General features: G+C 66.2%; 20 protein-coding genes. 8 read left to right on the top strand and 12 right to left on the bottom strand.

The annotated features are described in order from the left end of the window. Positions 1-79: 79 nt before the first annotated feature. Positions 80-967 (top strand): DMT family transporter, encoded by an 888-nt coding sequence (locus IP89_RS01000; RefSeq protein WP_043307032.1) that lies wholly within the window; start codon positions 80-82, stop codon positions 965-967. A gap of 55 nt (positions 968-1,022) precedes the next feature. Here the strand turns inward: IP89_RS01000 and IP89_RS00995 are convergent, their stop codons facing one another. From IP89_RS00995 to IP89_RS00960, 8 genes are all read right to left on the bottom strand, one after another. Then, a complete protein-coding gene (locus IP89_RS00995; protein WP_256203085.1) occupies positions 1,023-3,533 on the bottom strand; it encodes a TonB-dependent receptor in 2,511 nt (836 codons plus the stop codon). Between the two features lie 95 nt (positions 3,534-3,628). Beyond that, a complete protein-coding gene (locus IP89_RS00990; RefSeq protein ID WP_052080902.1) occupies positions 3,629-4,591 on the bottom strand; it encodes a FecR domain-containing protein in 963 nt (320 codons plus the stop codon). After that, on the bottom strand, positions 4,584-5,102 hold the full coding sequence (locus tag IP89_RS00985) for a sigma-70 family RNA polymerase sigma factor (protein ID WP_156114956.1): 519 nt from the start codon (positions 5,100-5,102) through the stop codon (positions 4,584-4,586). The genes IP89_RS00990 and IP89_RS00985 overlap by 8 nt, the downstream gene beginning before the upstream one ends. 98 nt (positions 5,103-5,200) lie before the next feature. Then, complete coding sequence (locus IP89_RS00980) at positions 5,201-5,833, bottom strand: 2'-5' RNA ligase family protein (protein WP_052080901.1); 633 nt, start codon at positions 5,831-5,833, stop codon at positions 5,201-5,203. Positions 5,834-5,836: 3 nt separating this feature from the next. Then, on the bottom strand, positions 5,837-6,208 hold the full coding sequence (locus IP89_RS00975) for a hypothetical protein (protein WP_043307031.1): 372 nt from the start codon (positions 6,206-6,208) through the stop codon (positions 5,837-5,839). Between the two features lie 9 nt (positions 6,209-6,217). Next, positions 6,218-7,048, bottom strand: a complete 831-nt coding sequence (locus tag IP89_RS00970; protein ID WP_043307028.1) for an SDR family oxidoreductase — start codon at positions 7,046-7,048, stop codon at positions 6,218-6,220. Between the two features lie 81 nt (positions 7,049-7,129). Next, a complete protein-coding gene (gene yaaA / locus IP89_RS00965; protein ID WP_043307025.1) occupies positions 7,130-7,909 on the bottom strand; it encodes a peroxide stress protein YaaA in 780 nt (259 codons plus the stop codon). 90 nt (positions 7,910-7,999) lie between these two features. Beyond that, positions 8,000-8,524 (bottom strand): cytochrome b, encoded by a 525-nt coding sequence (locus tag IP89_RS00960; protein WP_043307024.1) that lies wholly within the window; start codon positions 8,522-8,524, stop codon positions 8,000-8,002. A gap of 515 nt (positions 8,525-9,039) precedes the next feature. On the opposite strand from IP89_RS00960, the gene IP89_RS00955 reads away from it, so the two are divergent. The 4 genes from IP89_RS00955 (at position 9,040) to moaE (ending at position 11,727) form a co-directional block, all read left to right on the top strand. Continuing rightward, on the top strand, positions 9,040-10,431 hold the full coding sequence (locus tag IP89_RS00955) for a PhoH family protein (protein ID WP_043307023.1): 1,392 nt from the start codon (positions 9,040-9,042) through the stop codon (positions 10,429-10,431). 108 nt (positions 10,432-10,539) lie between these two features. Further along, positions 10,540-11,031: a cyclic pyranopterin monophosphate synthase MoaC gene (moaC, locus tag IP89_RS00950; protein ID WP_043307022.1), complete on the top strand. Its 492-nt coding sequence runs from the start codon at positions 10,540-10,542 to the stop codon at positions 11,029-11,031. Next, positions 11,028-11,273 (top strand): MoaD/ThiS family protein, encoded by a 246-nt coding sequence (locus IP89_RS00945; RefSeq protein ID WP_043307021.1) that lies wholly within the window; start codon positions 11,028-11,030, stop codon positions 11,271-11,273. The genes moaC and IP89_RS00945 overlap by 4 nt, the downstream gene beginning before the upstream one ends. A 1-nt stretch (position 11,274) precedes the next feature. After that, the gene (moaE, locus tag IP89_RS00940) at positions 11,275-11,727 is read left to right on the top strand and encodes a molybdopterin synthase catalytic subunit MoaE (protein WP_043307020.1); all 453 of its coding nucleotides are present in this window, start codon (positions 11,275-11,277) and stop codon (positions 11,725-11,727) included. 16 nt (positions 11,728-11,743) lie between these two features. Here the strand turns inward: moaE and IP89_RS23485 are convergent, their stop codons facing one another. Beyond that, entirely contained in the window at positions 11,744-11,917 is a 174-nt protein-coding gene (locus IP89_RS23485) for a hypothetical protein (protein ID WP_177326826.1), read from the bottom strand. A 338-nt stretch (positions 11,918-12,255) separates the two neighbouring features. On the opposite strand from IP89_RS23485, the gene IP89_RS00930 reads away from it, so the two are divergent. The 3 genes from IP89_RS00930 (at position 12,256) to IP89_RS00920 (ending at position 15,382) form a co-directional block, all read left to right on the top strand. Continuing rightward, entirely contained in the window at positions 12,256-13,032 is a 777-nt protein-coding gene (locus tag IP89_RS00930) for an ABC transporter substrate-binding protein (RefSeq protein ID WP_043307018.1), read from the top strand. Positions 13,033-13,142: 110 nt separating this feature from the next. Then, positions 13,143-14,477 (top strand): putrescine-ornithine antiporter, encoded by a 1,335-nt coding sequence (gene potE, locus IP89_RS00925; protein WP_043307017.1) that lies wholly within the window; start codon positions 13,143-13,145, stop codon positions 14,475-14,477. Beyond that, complete coding sequence (locus IP89_RS00920) at positions 14,474-15,382, top strand: amino acid ABC transporter substrate-binding protein (RefSeq protein ID WP_043307016.1); 909 nt, start codon at positions 14,474-14,476, stop codon at positions 15,380-15,382. The genes potE and IP89_RS00920 overlap by 4 nt, the downstream gene beginning before the upstream one ends. Here IP89_RS00920 and IP89_RS00915 read toward each other — a convergent pair. The 3 genes from IP89_RS00915 to IP89_RS00905 are packed head-to-tail and all read right to left on the bottom strand — an operon-like array spanning position 15,366 to position 18,102. After that, on the bottom strand, positions 15,366-15,986 hold the full coding sequence (locus IP89_RS00915) for a transcriptional regulator (protein ID WP_043307015.1): 621 nt from the start codon (positions 15,984-15,986) through the stop codon (positions 15,366-15,368). The genes IP89_RS00920 and IP89_RS00915 overlap by 17 nt on opposite strands. Before the next feature lie 53 nt (positions 15,987-16,039). Beyond that, a complete protein-coding gene (locus tag IP89_RS00910; protein WP_043307206.1) occupies positions 16,040-17,164 on the bottom strand; it encodes an FAD-binding oxidoreductase in 1,125 nt (374 codons plus the stop codon). Then, on the bottom strand, positions 17,161-18,102 hold the full coding sequence (locus IP89_RS00905; RefSeq protein ID WP_043307014.1) for an ornithine cyclodeaminase family protein: 942 nt from the start codon (positions 18,100-18,102) through the stop codon (positions 17,161-17,163). Before IP89_RS00905 ends, IP89_RS00910 begins: the two co-directional genes overlap by 4 nt. Positions 18,103-18,150: the final 48 nt, after the last annotated feature.

Genomic DNA, 18,150 nt, shown 5'->3' with positions numbered 1-18,150 from the left:
GCGCGGCGCCGTCGCGCAATTTCGTACAAGCCTTTCTCCCGCCGAGAGAGGAGACTGGCGGGGCCAACGGAGCCCTGCCATGAACCTGTCGTTGTACCTGCTCACCGTCCTGATCTGGGGTACCACCTGGATCGCTCTCAAGCTGCAACTGGGCGAGGTGGCCATTCCCCTGTCCATCGCCTACCGCTTCAGCCTCGCTGCCGCCGTACTGTTCGTTCTGCTTCTGCTCAGCCGTCGCCTGCAACCGCTGGACCGGCGCGGCCAGCTGCTGTGCATGCTCCAGGGCCTTTGCCTGTTCTGCCTCAACTTCATGTGCTTCTACACCGCCAGCCAGTGGATTCCCAGCGGCCTGGTGGCGGTGATCTTCTCCACCGCGACCCTGTGGAACGCACTCAACGCGCGGATATTCATGGGCCGGCGCATCGCCAGCAACGTGCTGGCCGGTGGCGCCCTGGGGCTACTCGGCCTGGGCCTGCTGTTCTGGCCGGAGCTGTCGCACCACGAGGCCAGCCGCGAGACCCTGATCGGTCTGGGCCTGGCCGTGCTCGGCACGCTGTGCTTTTCCGCCGGCAACCTGCTCTCCAGCCTGCAGCAGCAGTCCGGGCTCAGGCCGCTGACCACCAATGCCTGGGGCATGCTCTACGGAGCGCTGTTGCTGCTGGGCTACTGCCTGGTCAGCGGCGTGCCCTTCACCTTCGAGGCCAACACCCGCTACATCGGCTCGCTGCTGTACCTGGCAATTCCCGGCTCGGTGATCGGCTTCACTGCTTACCTGACCCTGGTCGGCCGCATGGGCCCGGAGCGCGCCGCCTACTGCACCGTGCTGTTCCCGGTGGTGGCGCTGAACATCTCGGTGTTCGTCGAGGGCTACCAGTGGACGGCCCCGGCGCTGCTCGGGCTGGGTCTGGTGATGCTGGGTAACGTGCTGGTGTTTCGGCAGCCCAAACCTCTGGCGAAGCTGGCCTGAGTGCAGAAACGACGATGCCGGCGCGAGGCCGGCATCGTGGTGGAGCTGCGCTGACTCAGAAGTCGACGCTGTAGCTCAGGCTGTAGGTGCGACCGCGGCCCTTGTAGTCGAACAGTTCGGCGGGAATGTTGGCGCTGTAGAACACCTGGGCGCGCTGGCCCCAGACCGTGGTGTAGTCCTTGTCCAGCAGGTTCTGGATGCCGAAGTTGAGCGTACCCACGGGCAGTACCTGGCTGCCGAGCAGGTCGAAGGTGGCGTAGCCGTCGATTTTGTTGTTCTTCTCGTCGCTCAGGTTGAAGGTGCGCAGGGCCTGCAGGCGCACGCTGGTTTCACCGTTCTGCCAGCCGACGAAGGCGGTGGTCTTGGACGGACTGGCGTCGGTCACATCCTGCTTCAGCCAGCGCTCGTCGACCTTCTGCTGCGAGCGGATGGCCAGGGCGCTGGTACCGACCTGCCAGTTGTCGTTCAGCCAGTAACTGAGCTGGCCTTCCAGGCCGTAGTTGCGCTTCTTGTTGTCCAGCTGCTCGATCAACAGGGTGGTGCGGTTGTAAGTGATGCTCCGGTCGGACCAGGCATAGAAGGCTGCTAGCTGGGCATCCAGGCCGTCTTCGTAGTGACGCCAGCCGAGTTCGACCTGCTTGGTCTTGATGCCATCCAGGGCCGAGTCCTCAACGTTGACGCCTTTGTTCAGGCGCCAGTGGCTGCCGACCAGGGTGTAGCTGCCTTGGCCATAGTACTTGGCCGGGTCTGGTAGCTCGAAGCCTTCGGAGTAGTTGGCCCATACCTGCTGCGCCTCGCTCAGCTTGTAGATGGCGCCGAAGTTGTACAGGTCGACCTGGTAATCCTTCTCGCCGCCGGCGATGGAGTCGGCGCTGGTACCGTTGCCCAGACTGATCTGCACCTGCTGGGCGGCGGCGACGAAGTCGCCGACTTCGTTGTTGGTGCGCTGGCGACGCACGCCGGCGGACAGGGTGAGGGCATCGGTGGCGCGCCAGCTGCCTTGGGCGAACAGCGAGTTGCTATCGGTATCGATGCCCGGGTAGCGACCGATCTTGGCGTACTGGTCGGCCACCAGGCCGCCGGTCTGGGCGGCGGTGGTCAGGTCGAACATGGCCTGGTCGGAGTCGAAGCTTTCGCGCTCCAGGTCTGCACCATAGGTCAGGGTGAAGGTGTCCCACTCTTTCACCAGCACGGCTTTCAGGCCGTAGTAGTCGGTGTCCTGCTGCGAGGCGGAGTAGTAGCTGCCGGCGGCAATGGCGCCGGTGCCGCTGAAGCGGATGCTTGGGTAGGGCTGGAAGGCCATTTCCTCGCTGCGGTAGTAAGCCTGCAGATAAAAGTCGTGGCCGAGCATTTCCGGCACGTGGTAGGTGGCGTTGAACTGGGTGCGCTCGGTGTGTGGCTCGCGGTCGAAGTCGGCGCCGCCCTCGATGTCGAAGTCTTCCTGGCCGCGCAGGGCCTGGAAGTTGCGTCCCATGTACACGCCCTTGTCGCCGTCATAGCCGGAGTCGTACCACTGCGCGCTGAGACTCAGGCTGTGGCCGTTGGCGAACAGCGTGTCGAGGCTGCCCATCACGTCGACTGCCTGGTTGTACTGCAGGTCGGTCTGGGTGATGTCGAGCATGGTCTGCTCGCCGCTGCCGTCGTAGGTGGCGCCGTTTTTCTGGTAGGCCACGGCCAGGCGGCCGTTGAGGTTGTCGCTGCCGCCGCTGACCGACTGCGCCACGCGCCAGTCGTGGTCATCGCTATGGCCGAGGCCGCTGCGCAGGCCGACTTCGCTGCTGAAGCGGGCGTCGCCGGCTTCGCCTTTCTTGGTGACGATGTTGATGATGCCGCCAGTGGCGCCGCCGCCATAGACAGCGCTGGCGCCGGACAGTACTTCGATGCGCTCGACGTTGAACGGGTCGATGGAGTCGAAGTGGCGGCTGACGCCGCGCGAGCTGTTCAGCGAGACGCCGTCGATCATCACCAGGGCGCTACGACCGCGCATGTTCTGGCCATAGTTGGTGCGCCCCTGCGGGCCGATGTCCATGCCCGGGATCAGTTGGCCGAGGGCCTCCTTGAAGGGGACGCCGGCTTTGGTCTGCTCCTGCAACTGGGCGCTCTCGATCACCCAGACGGTGCCGGGCAGCTCGCTGATGCTGGTCGGCGCGCGGGAGCCGATCACCACCTGGCGCTCCAGGGCCAGCGCCAGGGGTTGGCCGGCCAACTGCAGGGTGAAGCCATCGGCGCTCGAAACGGCCTGCAGGCCGCTGCCGGCGAGCAGTTTGTCCATCGCTTCGGTGGTGCCGTAGGTGCCCTGTAGACCTTGGGTCTGGCGGGCCTCGGTGAGTTCCGGGCTGAACGACAGCAGCACTCCGGCCTGCTCGCCGAACTGGTTGAGCGCTGGTTCCAGCGGGCCGGCCGGGATGTCGAAGGTCTGCCGTGCGCTGGCGACCTGCTCGGCCGCCTGGGCGGCCATGGCCAGCGGCAGGCTGGCGGTGGCCATGCCGAGGCCGAGCAGCAGTGTCTGCATGGCGCGGCTCAGGGGCGTGCGGTTGAACAGGGCAAGTCTGGTGCTGGCAGGCATGGTGCGTTTCTCGTACGGAGTGGATAAGGGTTCTGCTTCCCTTGTCACGCGAGTCCGTCGAAAAGGTTCAGCTGGCTGAAAATATTTATCCGCGCTCAGGTCGCCGCCTGGCGTGGATGCACGCTGACCCAGTAGCGAGTCAGCTGGCGCACCTCCACTGGTAGCGCGCGTGGCAGCAGGGCGAGGATGCGTTCGCTGTGATCCAGCGGGTAGCTGCCGGAGATGCGCAGATCAGCGATCTGCGGATCGCAGCTGAGGCGGCCAGGGCGGTAGCGGCCGAGTTCGGCGAGAAAATCCGCCAGGCGCATCTGGCTGACCACCAGCATGCCGCGGGTCCAGGCGCTGCCGTTGGCATCCACTGGTTGTGGCAGGCCGACGTGCTGGCTGCCGAAGCTGAGCTGCTGGCCGTCCTGCAGCTGCAGGGCGGAGGCATCTCGCGGCTGGATCGTGGCGACGCCATCGAACAGGCTGACGCGGCAGCGCTCACCGTGCAGGCGCAGGCACAGGCGCGCCGAGCGGGTCTCGATGTAACCCAGGCTGGTATCGATGCGCAGGGGGCGCGTGGCCTCGCGTACCTGCAGGAAGATCTCGCCGCGCTGCAACTCGAGCAGGCGCTGCTCGGCATCGACCCGCAGGTTGACTGCACTATCGGTGTTGAGGATCAGCTGCGAGCCATCGGCCAGGGCCAGCTCGCGGCGTTCGCCGATATCGGTATGGGCGTCGGCCAGCCACGGCTGCCAGGGTTTGTTGCGCTGCAGGCCCCAGCCGGTGACGCCGAGACCGGCCAGTACCAGCAGGGCCTTGAGCCCCTCGCGGCGTCGGCGCGAGGGCGGCGCATCCAGCACCTGGCGCGCCGTCTGTGCAGGCAGGCCGCGCAGGCGCTGGTTGACCGACTCGATGCGCTGCCAGGCCTGTTCGTGTTCACTGGCGGCGCTGCGCCAGTGCTGCCAGGCCTGCAGACGCTGCTCGCTGAGCGAGCCTTCCTGCCATTCGATCAGCCATTGCACGGCTTGCTCGGCCACGGCCGGACTGATGCCGAGTCGCTGTGGATTACTCACCGAATGCCTCCTCGGCGAAGTAGCAGTGCAGGGCTGCCTTGGCCTGGTAGCGCTTGACGCTGGAGAGCGAGATGCCCAGCTGCTCGGCAACTTCGGGGTAGGTCAGGCCGTCCAGCTGGACCAGCAGGAACACCTGGCGCACCACACGTGGCAGGCCGTCGAGCAGGCGATCCAGCTCCAGCAGGGTCTGCAGGATGATCGCGCGTTCCTCCTCCGAGGGCGCCACTGCCTCGGGTAGGGCGGCCAGGCTCTCCAGGTAGGCGCGCTCGATGTCCTGGCGGCGGAAATGGTTGGCCAGCACACGCTTGGCGATGGTGGTGAGGAAGGCTCGTGGCTCACGCAGGTTGGGCAGCTCGCGGCCGTTGAGGATGCGCAGGAAGGTGTCCTGGGCCAGGTCGGCGGCGTTGTGCGGGCAGCTCAGCCGACGTCGCAGCCAGCCATTCAGCCAGCCGTGATGATCGCAATAGAGACTGTGCAGCTGCTGCTGCGGAAGGGCTTCCCCGGAGGACACCTGCGCACCTGATCGGTCCCGATGGGACGAGATATTAAATAGTAATGCTTCTCATCATATCGGTTGCTGTGGGTCGGGATCAATGCCGGGACGGCAATCTAGCCCAGTACGACCCGTGCCTCGACGCGCAGCGTGCCCTGTGGCTCGTTGGTGGCATAGCTGAGCAGCTGCAGCTCGCGCACCGGCAGCGTCAGCGCTGGGCAGTGGCGTAGCGGTTCGGCACGGCGCCGCCAGTGGCTCAGGTCGATGGCCTGACGATACAGGCCGAGAGTCAGGTGCGGCACGTAATCCGTCTGGCGCACTTCCGGCGAGAGTTGGGCGAGCGTCTGGCGCAGCTGGTCTAGCGGGCCGCTGTCCTGCACGCCGAGGAAGGCGGCGCTGGCGAAGCTGTCCAGGCCGCCGATGTGGAGTTCGAAAGGCGCCAGTTGCAGGCTGGCGAGCGCATCGCGCTGGCCCTCCAGCTGCGCCGTGGCGATATCGTCATTCAGCACGGGTGAGGGCGTGGCGAAGCCGCAGACGAACAGGGTGATATGCGCCTGGCGCGATCCCGGCGGGTACAGCCAGTCACCCAGCAGCTCACGGGCCCTCTGCAGGCGTTGCAGCACGGCGGGGCACTGTACCGGGATCGACCACAGCCAGTAGCGTTCGCGGCCCAGGTGCCACTCGGGATGGTCGTGCAGCTCGCTGGGCAGAGTGGCGGCGGGCGCGTGCAGCGGGTCGAACAGGCGCATGTGTCAGTGGCCGCGGTGGCCCAGGTGCAGCACCAGCGCCAGGGCGGCCGGGTAGCAGAGGTAGTGCAGGACGAAGATCAGCTGGCCCATGGAGCCCGGTTCGTCCTTGAGCCACATCAGGCCCCAGAGCAGCAGGTAGAGCAGGCCGAGGAACAGCGCGTGCAGCGCCACCAGGGCCCAGCGCTCCTGCGCTTGCGGGCGACGCTGCTCGAACCAGGCGAAGGCCGCGCGCAGCATCCAGGCGCTGAGTAGCGCCGCCAGCAGGGTGGCGAACATGCCGCCGATCTTCAGTGGCACACGCAGCAGGACGTTGAGCAGGAAGGCCGCGGCCGTCGCACCCAGTACGTAGCCATAGAGTGGAAAACGGCGCGGCATCTGGGCGACTCAGAGTTGGGTGTCGAGGCCGAAGCGCTTGCTCATCATGCGATCCATGAGCTTGCGTGGCAGCAGGCGCACCATCAGCGGCAGCTTGCGGCTGCCATTGCCGATACGCAGCAGGGCAGGGCGTTCGCTTTGCTGCGCGGCGGCGAGCAGGATGGCAGCGAATTCGCTGGCCGGGGTCGGGTCTTCCTGGGAGGCGTTGGCGCGGGCACGGATGCCCTCGCGCACTGGCCACCAGGGCGATTGCTCGCTGACCAGGGCCTCGGCGCTGTGGCTGGCGTTGGCGCCGAAGCTGGAGGCGATGGCCCCCGGCTGCACTTCCATGACCTGGATGCCGAATGGCGCCAGCTCCATGCGCAGGCTGCCCGACAGCGCGTGCACCGCAGCCTTGGACGCACAGTAGGCGCCGGCGAAGGGGGTGATGAGGACGCTGGAGATGCTGCCGATATTGACCACCAGGCCGCGGCTGGCGCGCAGCAGCGGGAAGCAGGCGCGGGTCAGTTCGACCAGGCTGAACACGTTGGTTTCGAACTGCTGGCGCATGCCCTGGGCGCCGCCATCGAGCAGCGGGCCCATGGCGCCGTAGCCGGCGTTGTTGATCAGCACGTCGAGGCGCCCGGCCTCGGCCTTCACCCGTTCACTGGCACGGGCGATGTCCTCGGCGTCGTTGACGTCCAGCTTCACCGCGGTGAAGCCGGCAGCGGTCAGCACCTCGAGGTCGGCGCCCTTGCGGGCGGCGGCGAACACCCGGTAGCCGTTGGCCTTGAAGGCATCGGCCAGGGCGCGGCCGATGCCGCTGGAGCATCCGGTGATCAGGACTACGGGCTGGGTCATGGGCACTCCTTGTCTCGCGGGCTTGAATTGGCCCCGATCATAACCACTCGTGGCGGTGCCGTACTGTCCCAGTCGGCCAGATCAGTCTTCTGAATGGTCGCGCAGGAACACCAGGCTGTCCGGCTTGGACTGCTCGGCGCTGTAGCGGTAGCCCTGGTAGTTGAAGGCCTTGAGCTGCTCGGGGTCGCTGATGCGCTCCTTGATCACGTAGCGTGCCATCAGGCCGCGGGCCTTCTTGGCGTAGAAGCTGATGATCTTGTACTGGCCGTTCTTCAGGTCCTTGAACTCGGTGTCGATGATCCGCGCGTTCAAGGCCTTGCGCTTGACCGCGCCGAAGTACTCGTTGGAGGCCAGGTTGAGCAGGATGTCGTCGCCCTGTTCGGCCAGCGCTTCGTTGAGCCAGCCGCTGATGCGCTCGCCCCAGAAGTCATAGAGGTTGTTGCCGCGGGCGTTGGCCAGCTTGGTGCCCATCTCCAGGCGATACGGCTGCATCAGGTCGAGCGGGCGCAGCACGCCGTACAGGCCGGAGAGCATGCGCAGGTGTTGCTGGGCGAAGTCGAAGTCGGCCTCGGCGAAGTCCTCGGCGGCCAGCCCGGTGTAGACGTCACCCTTGAACGCCAGCAGCGCCTGCTTGGCGTTGGCCGGGGTGAAGTCCGGGTGCCAGCTGCCGTAGCGCGCGACGTTGAGCGCGGACAGCTTGTCCGACAGGTGCATCAGCTCGCCGATCTGCTGCGGGCTCATCTGGCGCAGCTGGCCGATCAGCTCCTGCGCGTGGTCGAGGAACTGCGGGTGGGTGAAGCGCGCGGTGGCCGGCGGGGTGTCGTAGTCCAGGGTCTTGGCGGGGGATATCACCAACAGCATCGAATCGTCTCCAGAAAGCGTGGCGCGATTCTAGGCCGATGGGCCCCTCGGCTCCAGCTATAGGCGCCGAGGGGTTTGCCTATCGATGGCTCAGTGGCGCTCGGGCAGCATGGCGCGCAGCACGCCGTCGCGGCGCACATGGTGGTGCCACAGGGCGGCGCCGGCATGGCCGAGGATCAGCAGGAACAGCAGGTACTGGGCGGTGACGTGGAACAGCTTGGCGGCCTCGCGCACTGCATCGGACAGCGGCAGCGGGCCGATCTCCACCAGCCAGAACAGGTTCACCGTGCGCTTGCCGAACAGCACGCCGCTCAGCGGCATCAGTACCAGCAGCAGGTAGAGCAGGCCATGCCCTGCCTTGGCGGCGAAGCGCTGCAGCGGCGGCTCGCCGGCGAGCAGGTCGGGCGCGCCGGAGCGGGCGCGTACGGCCAGGCGCAGCACGGTCAACACCAGTACCAGCAGGCCGAGCGACTTGTGCAGGGTGAACACGCCAGCGCCGCCACCGAGCAGCGGCTCGAACAGGTCGCTGCCATAGGGCAGGGCGATGATCAGCAGGATCAGCACGGCGCTGAGCCAGTGCAGGGTGATCTGGGTCGGGGTATAGCGGGTCGTCATGTTCTGTTCCTCATCGGATATTCGGCGTGCACGGTGCAGGCTTGAGCATGTTCTTGTGGTTATGCGGACATTTTACCGGCTCGCTTGCGCTGGCCGGCGCAGGCGTTTTTGCAAGATGTGTGGCTGCGGCGCCCAGGCTACAAGCAAGAATAGGGCGACCAATGGCTGCAGGCCACGGTTGGCGGGCGTTGTGGGTGTCGGTGAAGGGGGCTTGCTGGCGCTGCGCGAAAAGCGTGGCCGGGAGGCAGGACTTCCGACTTTAACGGCGCTTCCGGGTGTCGCCAAGCGTTATTCGTCGAGCCGATAAAAAAGCTTTCTGAGGCAGAAAAAGTTCTTTTTTCTGTCATCCAGATTGGGGTATTAAAAAAGCAGACCGCCGAACCCTGCAGCACAGGTGGCGGCCCTCGGCCATCACCTTTGCTCGCGAAATCCCGCTCCGTTCGGGAGGTGGGCGGTTCTCCGCGATGGAGCTGTAGAGGCTCTGTCGTCCAGGCCCCTCGATAAGGTGACCGAGTATGGATGATCACGGACGCACCCGCTCTACCCAGCCCACCCTCTACGTCCTCGACACCAACGTCCTGATCCACGATCCCAACGCGCTGCTGAATTTCCAGGAACACCACGTCGCCATCCCCATGACCGTGCTGGAGGAGCTGGACAAGCTCAAGACCGGCAAGCACACGGTCGCCGCCGAATGTCGCCAGGCCATCCGCCTGATCGACCAGACGCTGGGCGAGGCTACTCCCGAGGAGGTTGAACAAGGCGTACCGATCCGCCGTGGCAAGAACGAGCCCAAGGGCACCCTGTCGATCCTCATGAGCAAGCGCGCGGAGCCCATCACCTGGCTGCCCGAGCACCTCAACGACAACAAGATCATCAACCAGCTGGTGGAACTGCAGAGCCGGCGCAGCGGCTCGCCCGTGGTGCTGGTGACCAAGGACATCAACATGCGCCTGAAGGCGCGGGCTTGTGGGATCTCCGCCGAGGACTACCACACCGACCAGTTGGTGGACGACGTCAACCTGCTGTCACGCGGTTACCACAACCTCGCCGGCTCCTTCTGGGACCGCGTGAGCAAGGTCGAGACGCGCCAGGGCCACGGCCGCACCTGGCACCAAGTGCAGCTCACCGACAATCTGCCGGCGGTGCACATCAACGAGTTCATCGTCGACGAGCAGGGCTTCGTCGGCTGGGTCAAAGGCATCGAGGGCAGCACGCTGACCATCCTCGATCTGCATCAGGAGCCATTGCTGCATCAGGAGGCCTGGGGCCTGCGCCCGCGGGACATCTACCAGGCGCTGGCGCTGTACGCGCTGCTCGATCCGGATATTCACCTGGTCAACCTGTCCGGCGCCGCCGGCTCGGGCAAGACCATTCTGGCGCTGGCCGCGGCCATCGAGCAGACCATGGTCAGCAAGCGCTACCGCAGGATCATCGCCACGCGCAGCGTGCAGGGGCTGGACGAGGACATCGGCTTCCTGCCCGGTACCGAGGCGGAGAAGATGGAGCCCTGGCTCGGCGCCATCACCGACAACCTGGAGGCACTGCATTCGGATGACGAGAGCACCCACGGCAGTGTCGACTACATCCTGCAGAAGGTGCCGCTGCAGTTCAAATCGCTCAACTACATTCGCGGTCGCAGCTTCCAGCAGAGCCTGATCCTGATCGATGAATGCCAGAACCTCACCCCGCACCAGATGAAAACCATCATCACCCGTGCGGGCAACGGTTCGAAGGTGATCTGCCTGGGCAACCTGGCGCAGATCGACACTCCCTACCTGTCCGCCACCAGCTCGGGCCTGACCTACCTCACCGAGCGCTTCAAGGACTTCCCCCATGGCGTGCACGTGACCCTGCAGGGCGTGCCGCGCTCGGTGCTGGCCGAGTACGCTGAAGCGCACATGTGATGCCACTCGGCGGGCGGCTACGGCCGCCCGCTGACCAACCACTCGATAAGTTGTATACAATCGCCTCGACGGGTGCCGTGCGTGCGGCACCGCCGAGGAGATTTTGCAGTGCTGACTCATCTCGATTCCCACGGTCGCGCCAACATGGTGGACGTCACCGACAAGGCGGTGACCTCCCGCGAGGCCGTGGCCGAAGCCCGCGTGCGCATGCTGCCGGCGACCCTGGCGATGATTGCCGACGGTAGCCACCCCAAGGGCGACGTGTTCGCCGTGGCGCGCATCGCCGGCATCCAGGCGGCGAAGAAGACCCACGAACTGATCCCGCTGTGCCATCCGCTGCTGCTGACCAGCGTCAAGATCGAGCTGGAGGCCGAGGGCATCGACTGCGTGCGCATCCAGGCCCGTTGCAAGCTGGCCGGACAGACCGGTGTGGAGATGGAGGCGCTGACTGCCGCCAGCGTTGCCGCGCTGACCATCTACGACATGTGTAAGGCGGTGGACCGCGGCATCGTCATCGAGGCCGTGCGCCTGCTGGAGAAGTCAGGCGGCAAGAGTGGTGACTATCGCCTGGACTCGCACGAGGTGGGGCGCCTGACATGATCCGCGTACAGTATTTCGCCCGTTACCGTGAGGTGCTGGGCATCGACGGCGAGCAGCTGCAGCGCGCCGCGTTGGGCAATCTCGAACAGCTGCGCGAGCATCTGCTCAGCCGTGGCGGCGTGTGGCAGGTGCTGGCCGAACAGAACCTGATGTGCGCACGCAACCAGGAGCTGTGCAGCCTGGACACCGAACTCGCCGATGGCGACGAGGTGGCGTTCTTCCCCACAGTCACGGGGGGTTGAGATGAGCGTCCGGGTGCAGGTCGAAGCCTTCGATCCGGGTGTCGAGGTCAATGCGCTGCATGCCGCCAACCTGGGCATCGGCGCGGTGGCCAGCTTCGTCGGCTATGTGCGCGACTACAACGACGGCCAGGACGTGCGCGGCATGTTCCTCGAGCACTATCCGGGCATGACCGAGAAGGCCCTGGAGAAGATCGTCACCGAGGCCGAGCAGCGCTGGCCGCTGCTGCGCGTGGAGGTGTTGCACCGGGTCGGCGCCCTGCAGCCGGGTGAGCCGATCGTCTTCGTCGGCACTGCCAGCGCCCATCGCCAGGCGGCGTTCGACGCCTGCAACTTCATCATGGACTACCTGAAGACCCGCGCGCCTTTCTGGAAGAAGGAAGACACGCCGGACGGCCCGCGCTGGGTCGAAGGCCGCGCCAGCGACCAGGCCGCCGTGGAGCGTTGGCGCGGCTAAGTCGCCCTGCGGTCACTCAGGCCGGCAGCTGCAGCGCCTGGTAAACACGAAAGACGATCGGCATCAGGGTGACCAGCACGCCGGCGCCCATCAGGCGTATGCCCCATTCGTGTTCGCGGTAGTTGAAACCGAAGCCCAGCAGCAGGAAACCGGCGATCAGTAGCACCAGCATGATGTGAATGGCATCCATCCAGTCGTTCTCCGCTTTGTTTTCTTCAGGGTAGACGCGTTCGTCGCAGGGCGGGCTGATCCAGGGCAAGGCTGGGTGTTCAATGGCGCAGGCGCGCGGATATGTCGAGCGCTGTCGTCGGCTGCACTCTTTCTTCCAGGCGGTCACTCATCGAGCAGGTGCGGGGGAGATTGACGATATGTACGTTAAAGTCCAGTATGGACTTATAAGTACAAATTAGTGTCGTCAACCCTGCCAGGCGCGCGCCGAGCTCCATCGTCGGTTCGCGCCGGTGCTTCTCGCTTCTGCCGATAACCAGCCCACCAGCATCCAGAGTGGGCGCACCTGGGAGTCACACCATGAAGAAAATCGCACTGCTGGGCGGTCTTGCCCTGAGCCTGATGGCGTCCAGCCTGTTCGCCGCCGACAAGCCGCTGCGCCTGGGCATCGAGGCCGCTTATCCACCGTTTGCCTTCAAGCAGGCCGATGGCTCCATCGCCGGCTTCGACGTGGATATCGGCAACGCCCTGTGCGCCGAAATGAAGGTGCAGTGCCAATGGGTGGAGCAGGAGTTCGACGGTCTGATTCCCTCGCTCAAGGTGAAGAAGGTGGACGCGGTGCTGTCGTCGATGACCATCACCGACGAGCGCCGCAAGTCGGTGGACTTCACCGGCAAGTACTACTACAGCCCGGCGCGCCTGACGATGAAGCAAGGCGCCCAGGTCAGCGACGATTTCTCCAGCCTCAAGGGCAAGCGCATCGCCGTGCAGCGCGCCACCACCACCGACCGTTTCGCCACCGAGGTGCTGGCGCCCAAGGGCGTGGAAGTGGTGCGCTACAGCTCGCAGAACGAGATCTACCTGGACCTGGTTTCCGGCCGCCTCGACGGCACCCTGGCTGACGCCATCCCGGTCGACGAGGGCTTCCTCAAGACCGAGCAGGGCAAGGGCTTCGCCTTTGTCGGCCCGGCCTTCACCGACCCAGCCTACTTCGGCGAGGGTGCCGGCATCGCCGTGCGCAAGGGCGACAAGGTACTGCTGGACAAGCTCAACGCCGCCATCCTGGCGCTGCGCGCCAACGGCGAGTACCAGAAGATCCAGGGCAAGTACTTCAGCTTCGATATCTACGGCGAGTAATCACCTCGCCGCGAAGAAGCCGCGCACTGCGTGGCTTTTTTCTGCCCGGCAGGCGAGCCCGGGCAACCTCTCCTAGTATGCAGATACGTTGCCTTGGGGGAGGGAGTGGTATGGCTGCGGCCGGCAAGAAGATGGGACTCACCGGGCTGACCACCCTGGTGGCGGTGAACATGATGGGCTCGGGCATCATCATGCTGCCGTCGAGCATGGCCCAGTTGGGCGCGGTATCGCTGCTGTCCTGGGTGATCACTGCGGTGGGCTCGATGGCCATCGCCTACTGCTTCGCCCAGTGCGGCATCTACTGCACGCGCCCCGGCGGCATGTCGGCCTACACCGAGGAGGCGCACGGCAAGTCGGCGTTCTTCCTCTGCTCCTACCTGTACTTCCTGTCGCTGGCCATCGGCAACGTGGCCATCGCCATCTCCGCGGTGGGCTATCTCACGCCCTTCTTCCCCTGGCTCGGCAGCGGCGCCATTCCGCTGTTCATCGGCGCAGTGGGGCTGATCTGGATTACCTCGCTGGCCAATTTCGGGGGACCCAAGGTCACCGGGCGGATCGGCGCGGTGACGGTGTGGGGGGTGATCATCCCGGTGGCCGGCTTGTCGCTGATCGGCTGGTTCTGGTTCGACACCGAGGTCTTCCGCCAGGCCTGGAATCCGCATGAGATATCCGTCAACTCGGCCATCGCGCAGAGCATCCCGCTGACCCTCTGGGCCTTCCTCGGCATGGAGTCGGCGGCGCAGAACTCCGACGCCGTGGAGAACCCGCAGCGCAACGTGCCGCTGGCCTGTCTGCTCGGCACCCTGGGCGCGGCGGTGATCTACATCCTGTCCACCTCGGTGATCATGGGCATCGTGCCCAACGCCGAGCTGGCCAACTCCAGCGCGCCCTTCGCCCTGGTCTATGCGCAGATGTTCAACGGCTGGGTCGGCAACATCATCATGGCCCTGGCGGTGATGGCCTGCGTCGGCTCGCTGCTGGGCTGGCAGTTCACCCTGGCGCAGACCGCCAAGGTCACTGCCGATCAGCATCTGTTCCCGCGCTTCTACGCACGCGTGACCCTGCTCGGTGCGCCCATCGCCGGGTTGATCGCCAACGCCGTGCTGCAGTCCGGCATGGCGCTGTCGACCATCTCGCCCAACGCCTCCGAGCAGTTCGGCAAGCTGGTCAACCTGGCGGCGGTGACCAACGTGATCCCCTACATCACCGCGCTTTCGGGCCTGCTGATCATCATGCAGAAGGCCGGTGTGGCGAAGTCGGTGGAGTACCGCAACATGCTGGTCCTGGCGGTGGCCATGGCCTACAGCTTCTATGCCCTGTACGCCTCGGGCACCGAAGCGGTGTTCGGCGGCATGATCGTCACCGCCGTGGGCTACCTGCTGTTCGGCTACATCGCCGACCGTCTATTGGAACAGCGCACCACGCAGAAGGGGGACGCAGCATGAGGCGACTGACCTGGATGCTGGCATGCCTGCTGCTGGCTCAGCCGCTGGCGGCGCAGACCCTGGAGCAGATTCGCGCCAGCCAGAGCATCACCTTGGGCTACATGCCGAACATGGCGCCGTTCTCTGCGAGCGCCGAGGGAGAGCCGCAGGGCTATTCCATCGAGCTATGTCGGCGCGTCACCGAGCGCTTGCGCCGCGAGCCGGGCATGGCCCAGCTGCAGGTGCGCTACCGCGCGCTGCAGGGCCAGGAGATCCTGCCGGCGCTGCAGCGCGGCGAGGTGGACCTGATGTGCAGCGCCCTGGTGGAGACCCTGGAGCGGCGCCAGTGGGTGAGCTTCTCATTACCCATCTACCCGGCCGGGCGCGGCGTGCTGGTGCGCGCCGATGCTTCGCCGAGCCTGCTGGCGGTGCTCAATGGCAAGGCCGCGCATACCGGGCCGCAATGGCGCGCCACCATCAATCGCGGGCTGAGCCCGCAGCGTTTCGCGGTGATCGAGGGCAGTACCGCCGAGGACTGGGTGCGCCACAAGCTGCGCCTGTTCGGCGTGCTGGCCACCGTGGTGCCGGTGCAGGGTTTGGACGAGGGTGTCGAGCAGGTGGCCAGCGGCGGCGCCGATGCCTTCTTCGCCGACAAGGTGGTGCTGCAGAACCGCGCGGCGCTTAATGATCACGCGCAAGAGCTGCAGGTGCTGGAGCGCTCGTTCGAGCTGGAGCCGGTGGGGCTGGTCATGCGCCGCGGCGACGATGACCTGCGCCTCCTGGTGGACCGTGAGCTGAGCCTGATCTACCGCAGCGGCGAGATCGAATGGCTGTACCGGCGCTACTTTGGCGAACCGAGCGCGCAGGTGCGTCAGCTGTTCCAGGCCTATTCGCGGCCGGAAGGGCGGGCTACGCCTCGCCCTTGATCTCCTTGAGGTGCTTGTACACCGTGGCGCGGCCCATGTTCAGCACGTTGGCGATGTAGTTCGCCGCACTCTTGCCCTTGAACGCGCCCTCGGCGTGCAGAGCCTCGACCAGCTCGCGCTTGTGTTCGCGGGTCAGCAGGTTGAGGCCGAGCTGGCGCTGCTGTAGCCAGGCGTGCAGGAAGGTGTTGATGCGCTCCTGCCAGTCGTCGCGGAACAGGGCATCGGGCTGCGGAATCACCTTGCTCGCCGAGAGCAGCAGGTCGAGTGCCTGCTTGGCGCTCTCCAGCATGGAAATGTTGAAGTTCAGGCACAGCACGGCGATTGGCGTGCCATCGGCATCGCGCAACACGGTGCTGACCGAGCGGATCTTCTGCCCGTCCCAGTTGAGCTTCTCGTAGGGGCCGATATTGCGCTCGCCGTTGTCGCCATCGAGCATGTCCTCCAGTGCTGCATCGTCGCCGACTGCGCGTTTGGAGATGTTGTTGGCGATGTGGTCGATCTTCTGCGTGCGCAGGTCGTGCAGCACCACCTCGACATGCGGGAAGAACAGGGTGGCGACGGCATCGGCGATGGCGCGGAAGTTGTCGAGGTCGGCGGCGGGCATGCAGTAACTCCGGTTGAGCGCCCCGAGCGGGGCGCTGCGAGTGTGCCGCAAACTCAGGCCAGGCGGGAAGGCGCGAGCATGGCCTCGCTCAGGCCGAAGGCGCGGATGCGCTCCGGCAGTGGCAGGCCGCGGATCAGTGCGGCGCAGGCCTCGCCCATGGCGGCGCTGGTCTGGATGCCGTAGCCGCCCTGGGCGGCGACCCAGAAGAAGCCTTCGGCATCCGCGGCGTAGCCACCGACCAGGTCGCCGTCGGCGACGAAGCTGCGCAGGCCGGCCCAGGTGTGTTGCGGGCGGCGGATGCTCAGCGTGGTGTGTTCTTCGAGCTGGTAGATGCCCATGGCGATATCCAGCTCTTCCGGCTGCACGTCGTGTGGCGCCACCGGGTCGGCGTTGGCTGGCGAGCCGAGCAACTGGCCGGCGTCCGGCTTGAAGTAGAAGGCCTCGTGCAGGTCGACCACGCAGGGCCAGGCATGGCTGTCCACACCCTCCGGCGGCAGGAAGGTGAAGGCGGCGCGGCGCTTGGGGATCAGGCCGATGGGTGTGACCCCGGCCAGGGTGGCGATCTCGTCGCACCAGCCGCCGGCGGCGTTGACCAGTACCGGTGCCTGGTAGGTCGCGTCGCCGCAGTCGACCAGCCACAGACCGTTCTCGCGACGAATCGACAGCGCCTCGCGGCCACAGTGGATGTCGCCGCCCTGCTGGCGGATGCCGCGCAGGAAGCCCTGGTGCAGGGCATCGGTATCGATGTCGGCGGCGCTCGGGTCGAGCATGGCGCGGTGCACCTTGTCGCGGCGCAACACCGGCACCAGAGCGCAGGCCTCGTCGGCCGTCAGCAGCCGCATCTCAGGCACGCTGGCGCGACCGCTTTCGTACTGGCGCAGCAGCTCGGTGGCATCGCCGCCGAAGTCCACCACCATCTCGCCGCGCGGGCTGAGCAGGGCATGTTCGCTGAAGCCGGCTGGCGGGTTGTCGAGGAAGGCGCGGCTGGCGGCGGTCAGCGCGCGCACCTGCGGCGTGCCATAGGCCACGGTGTACAGCGCCGCCGAGCGACCGGTGCTGTGGTAGCCGGGCTGGCTCTCGCGCTCCAGCAGGATGGTCTTGCCATGTGCGGCAAGGAAGTAGCCGGTGCTGGCGCCAGCGATGCCGGCGCCGATGACGAGGTAGTCGCAGTGCATCAGGCGTCTTGCTCCAGCAGTTGGTGCAGGGCGTGGGCCAGGGCCATATCTTCCAGGCCGAGGCCGATGGAGCGGAAGAACACCGGACGACTGTAGTCCGGTTTGCCCGCGCGGCCGCTGACCAGCTCGGCCAGGTCGCCACGGATCTGCTCCGCGCTCCAGCCTTGTTCGGCAGCCAGGCGCATCTCGCCGGCCGAGCCCGGGGTGGTGGCGCGGTAGTCGCAGTAGACATCCATGCTCGCCAGTGTGGCGGGCGGCACTTCGTGGGCACGCGGCGCGTTGGTGCTGATCGAGGTGACCAGCACATTGCGGCCCAGGCTCAGCGGGTCCAGCACCGGGCCGGCGGAGGAGGTGCACAGCAGGATAACCTCGGCCTCGCGCAGGGCTTCGTCCTGGCTGGTGCACAGCTGCAGGCGTGCATCCTCGGCCAGCAGCGCGGCGCGTTCGGCCTCGCCCTTGCTGGCCAGGCTCGGCGAGTACAGGCGGATGCTCTGCCAGTCACGCAGACCCTTCGCGTAGTGGAGGTGGGCGAGGGCCACCGGGCCGCTGCCGATGATCGCCAGGTGGCGCGCGCCGGCTGGCGCCAGTTCCTCCACGGCTACCGCAGTGGTCGCGGCGGTGCGCGCAGTGGTCAGGCTCTTGGCGTCGCACAACAGCAGCGGCTGGCCGCTGCTCATCGACATCAGCAGGGTCCAGGCGGTGACGGTGGCGCCTTGCGGGCCGGGGATGTACGGCGAGGTCTTGACCCCGTAGACGCCGGCATCGGCCAGCACACCAAGATAGTTGATGAAGTCGCCGCCACCGGGGAACTCCACCAACTGCTGCGCCGGCTGCACCGCACGGCCCTCGGCCAGGCTGGCGAACATGCCGCGCATGGCCTGATGCACGTCGATGCGGGCGAGCAGGCGTTCGGCTTGGGGCTGGTCGATCACACGGGTCATGGCGAGGCTCCGATTTAAACTATTTTGTCCATGTTGGACTTTAATGTT

Source organism: Pseudomonas sp. ML96 (assembly GCF_000761545.1).
Lineage (GTDB): Bacteria > Pseudomonadota > Gammaproteobacteria > Pseudomonadales > Pseudomonadaceae > Aquipseudomonas.
The sequence above is the reverse complement of the archived record's forward strand: the minus strand, read 5'-3'. Positions and strand labels throughout refer to the sequence as shown.

Bases quoted from the DNA above. Each gene is read 5' to 3' on its own strand.
- IP89_RS01000 (WP_043307032.1), top strand. From the start codon at position 80: ATGAACCTGTCGTTGTACCTGCTCACCGTCCTGATCTGGGGTACCACC.
- IP89_RS00995 (WP_256203085.1), bottom strand. From the start codon at position 3,533: ATGCCTGCCAGCACCAGACTTGCCCTGTTCAACCGCACGCCCCTGAGC.
- IP89_RS00980 (WP_052080901.1), bottom strand. From the start codon at position 5,833: ATGCGCCTGTTCGACCCGCTGCACGCGCCCGCCGCCACTCTGCCCAGC.
- IP89_RS00975 (WP_043307031.1), bottom strand. From the start codon at position 6,208: ATGCCGCGCCGTTTTCCACTCTATGGCTACGTACTGGGTGCGACGGCC.
- IP89_RS00970 (WP_043307028.1), bottom strand. From the start codon at position 7,048: ATGACCCAGCCCGTAGTCCTGATCACCGGATGCTCCAGCGGCATCGGC.
- yaaA (WP_043307025.1), bottom strand. From the start codon at position 7,909: ATGCTGTTGGTGATATCCCCCGCCAAGACCCTGGACTACGACACCCCG.
- IP89_RS00960 (WP_043307024.1), bottom strand. From the start codon at position 8,524: ATGACGACCCGCTATACCCCGACCCAGATCACCCTGCACTGGCTCAGC.
- IP89_RS00955 (WP_043307023.1), top strand. From the start codon at position 9,040: ATGGATGATCACGGACGCACCCGCTCTACCCAGCCCACCCTCTACGTC.
- IP89_RS00945 (WP_043307021.1), top strand. From the start codon at position 11,028: ATGATCCGCGTACAGTATTTCGCCCGTTACCGTGAGGTGCTGGGCATC.
- moaE (WP_043307020.1), top strand. From the start codon at position 11,275: ATGAGCGTCCGGGTGCAGGTCGAAGCCTTCGATCCGGGTGTCGAGGTC.
- IP89_RS23485 (WP_177326826.1), bottom strand. From the start codon at position 11,917: ATGGATGCCATTCACATCATGCTGGTGCTACTGATCGCCGGTTTCCTG.
- IP89_RS00930 (WP_043307018.1), top strand. From the start codon at position 12,256: ATGAAGAAAATCGCACTGCTGGGCGGTCTTGCCCTGAGCCTGATGGCG.
- potE (WP_043307017.1), top strand. From the start codon at position 13,143: ATGGCTGCGGCCGGCAAGAAGATGGGACTCACCGGGCTGACCACCCTG.
- IP89_RS00920 (WP_043307016.1), top strand. From the start codon at position 14,474: ATGAGGCGACTGACCTGGATGCTGGCATGCCTGCTGCTGGCTCAGCCG.
- IP89_RS00915 (WP_043307015.1), bottom strand. From the start codon at position 15,986: ATGCCCGCCGCCGACCTCGACAACTTCCGCGCCATCGCCGATGCCGTC.
- IP89_RS00905 (WP_043307014.1), bottom strand. From the start codon at position 18,102: ATGACCCGTGTGATCGACCAGCCCCAAGCCGAACGCCTGCTCGCCCGC.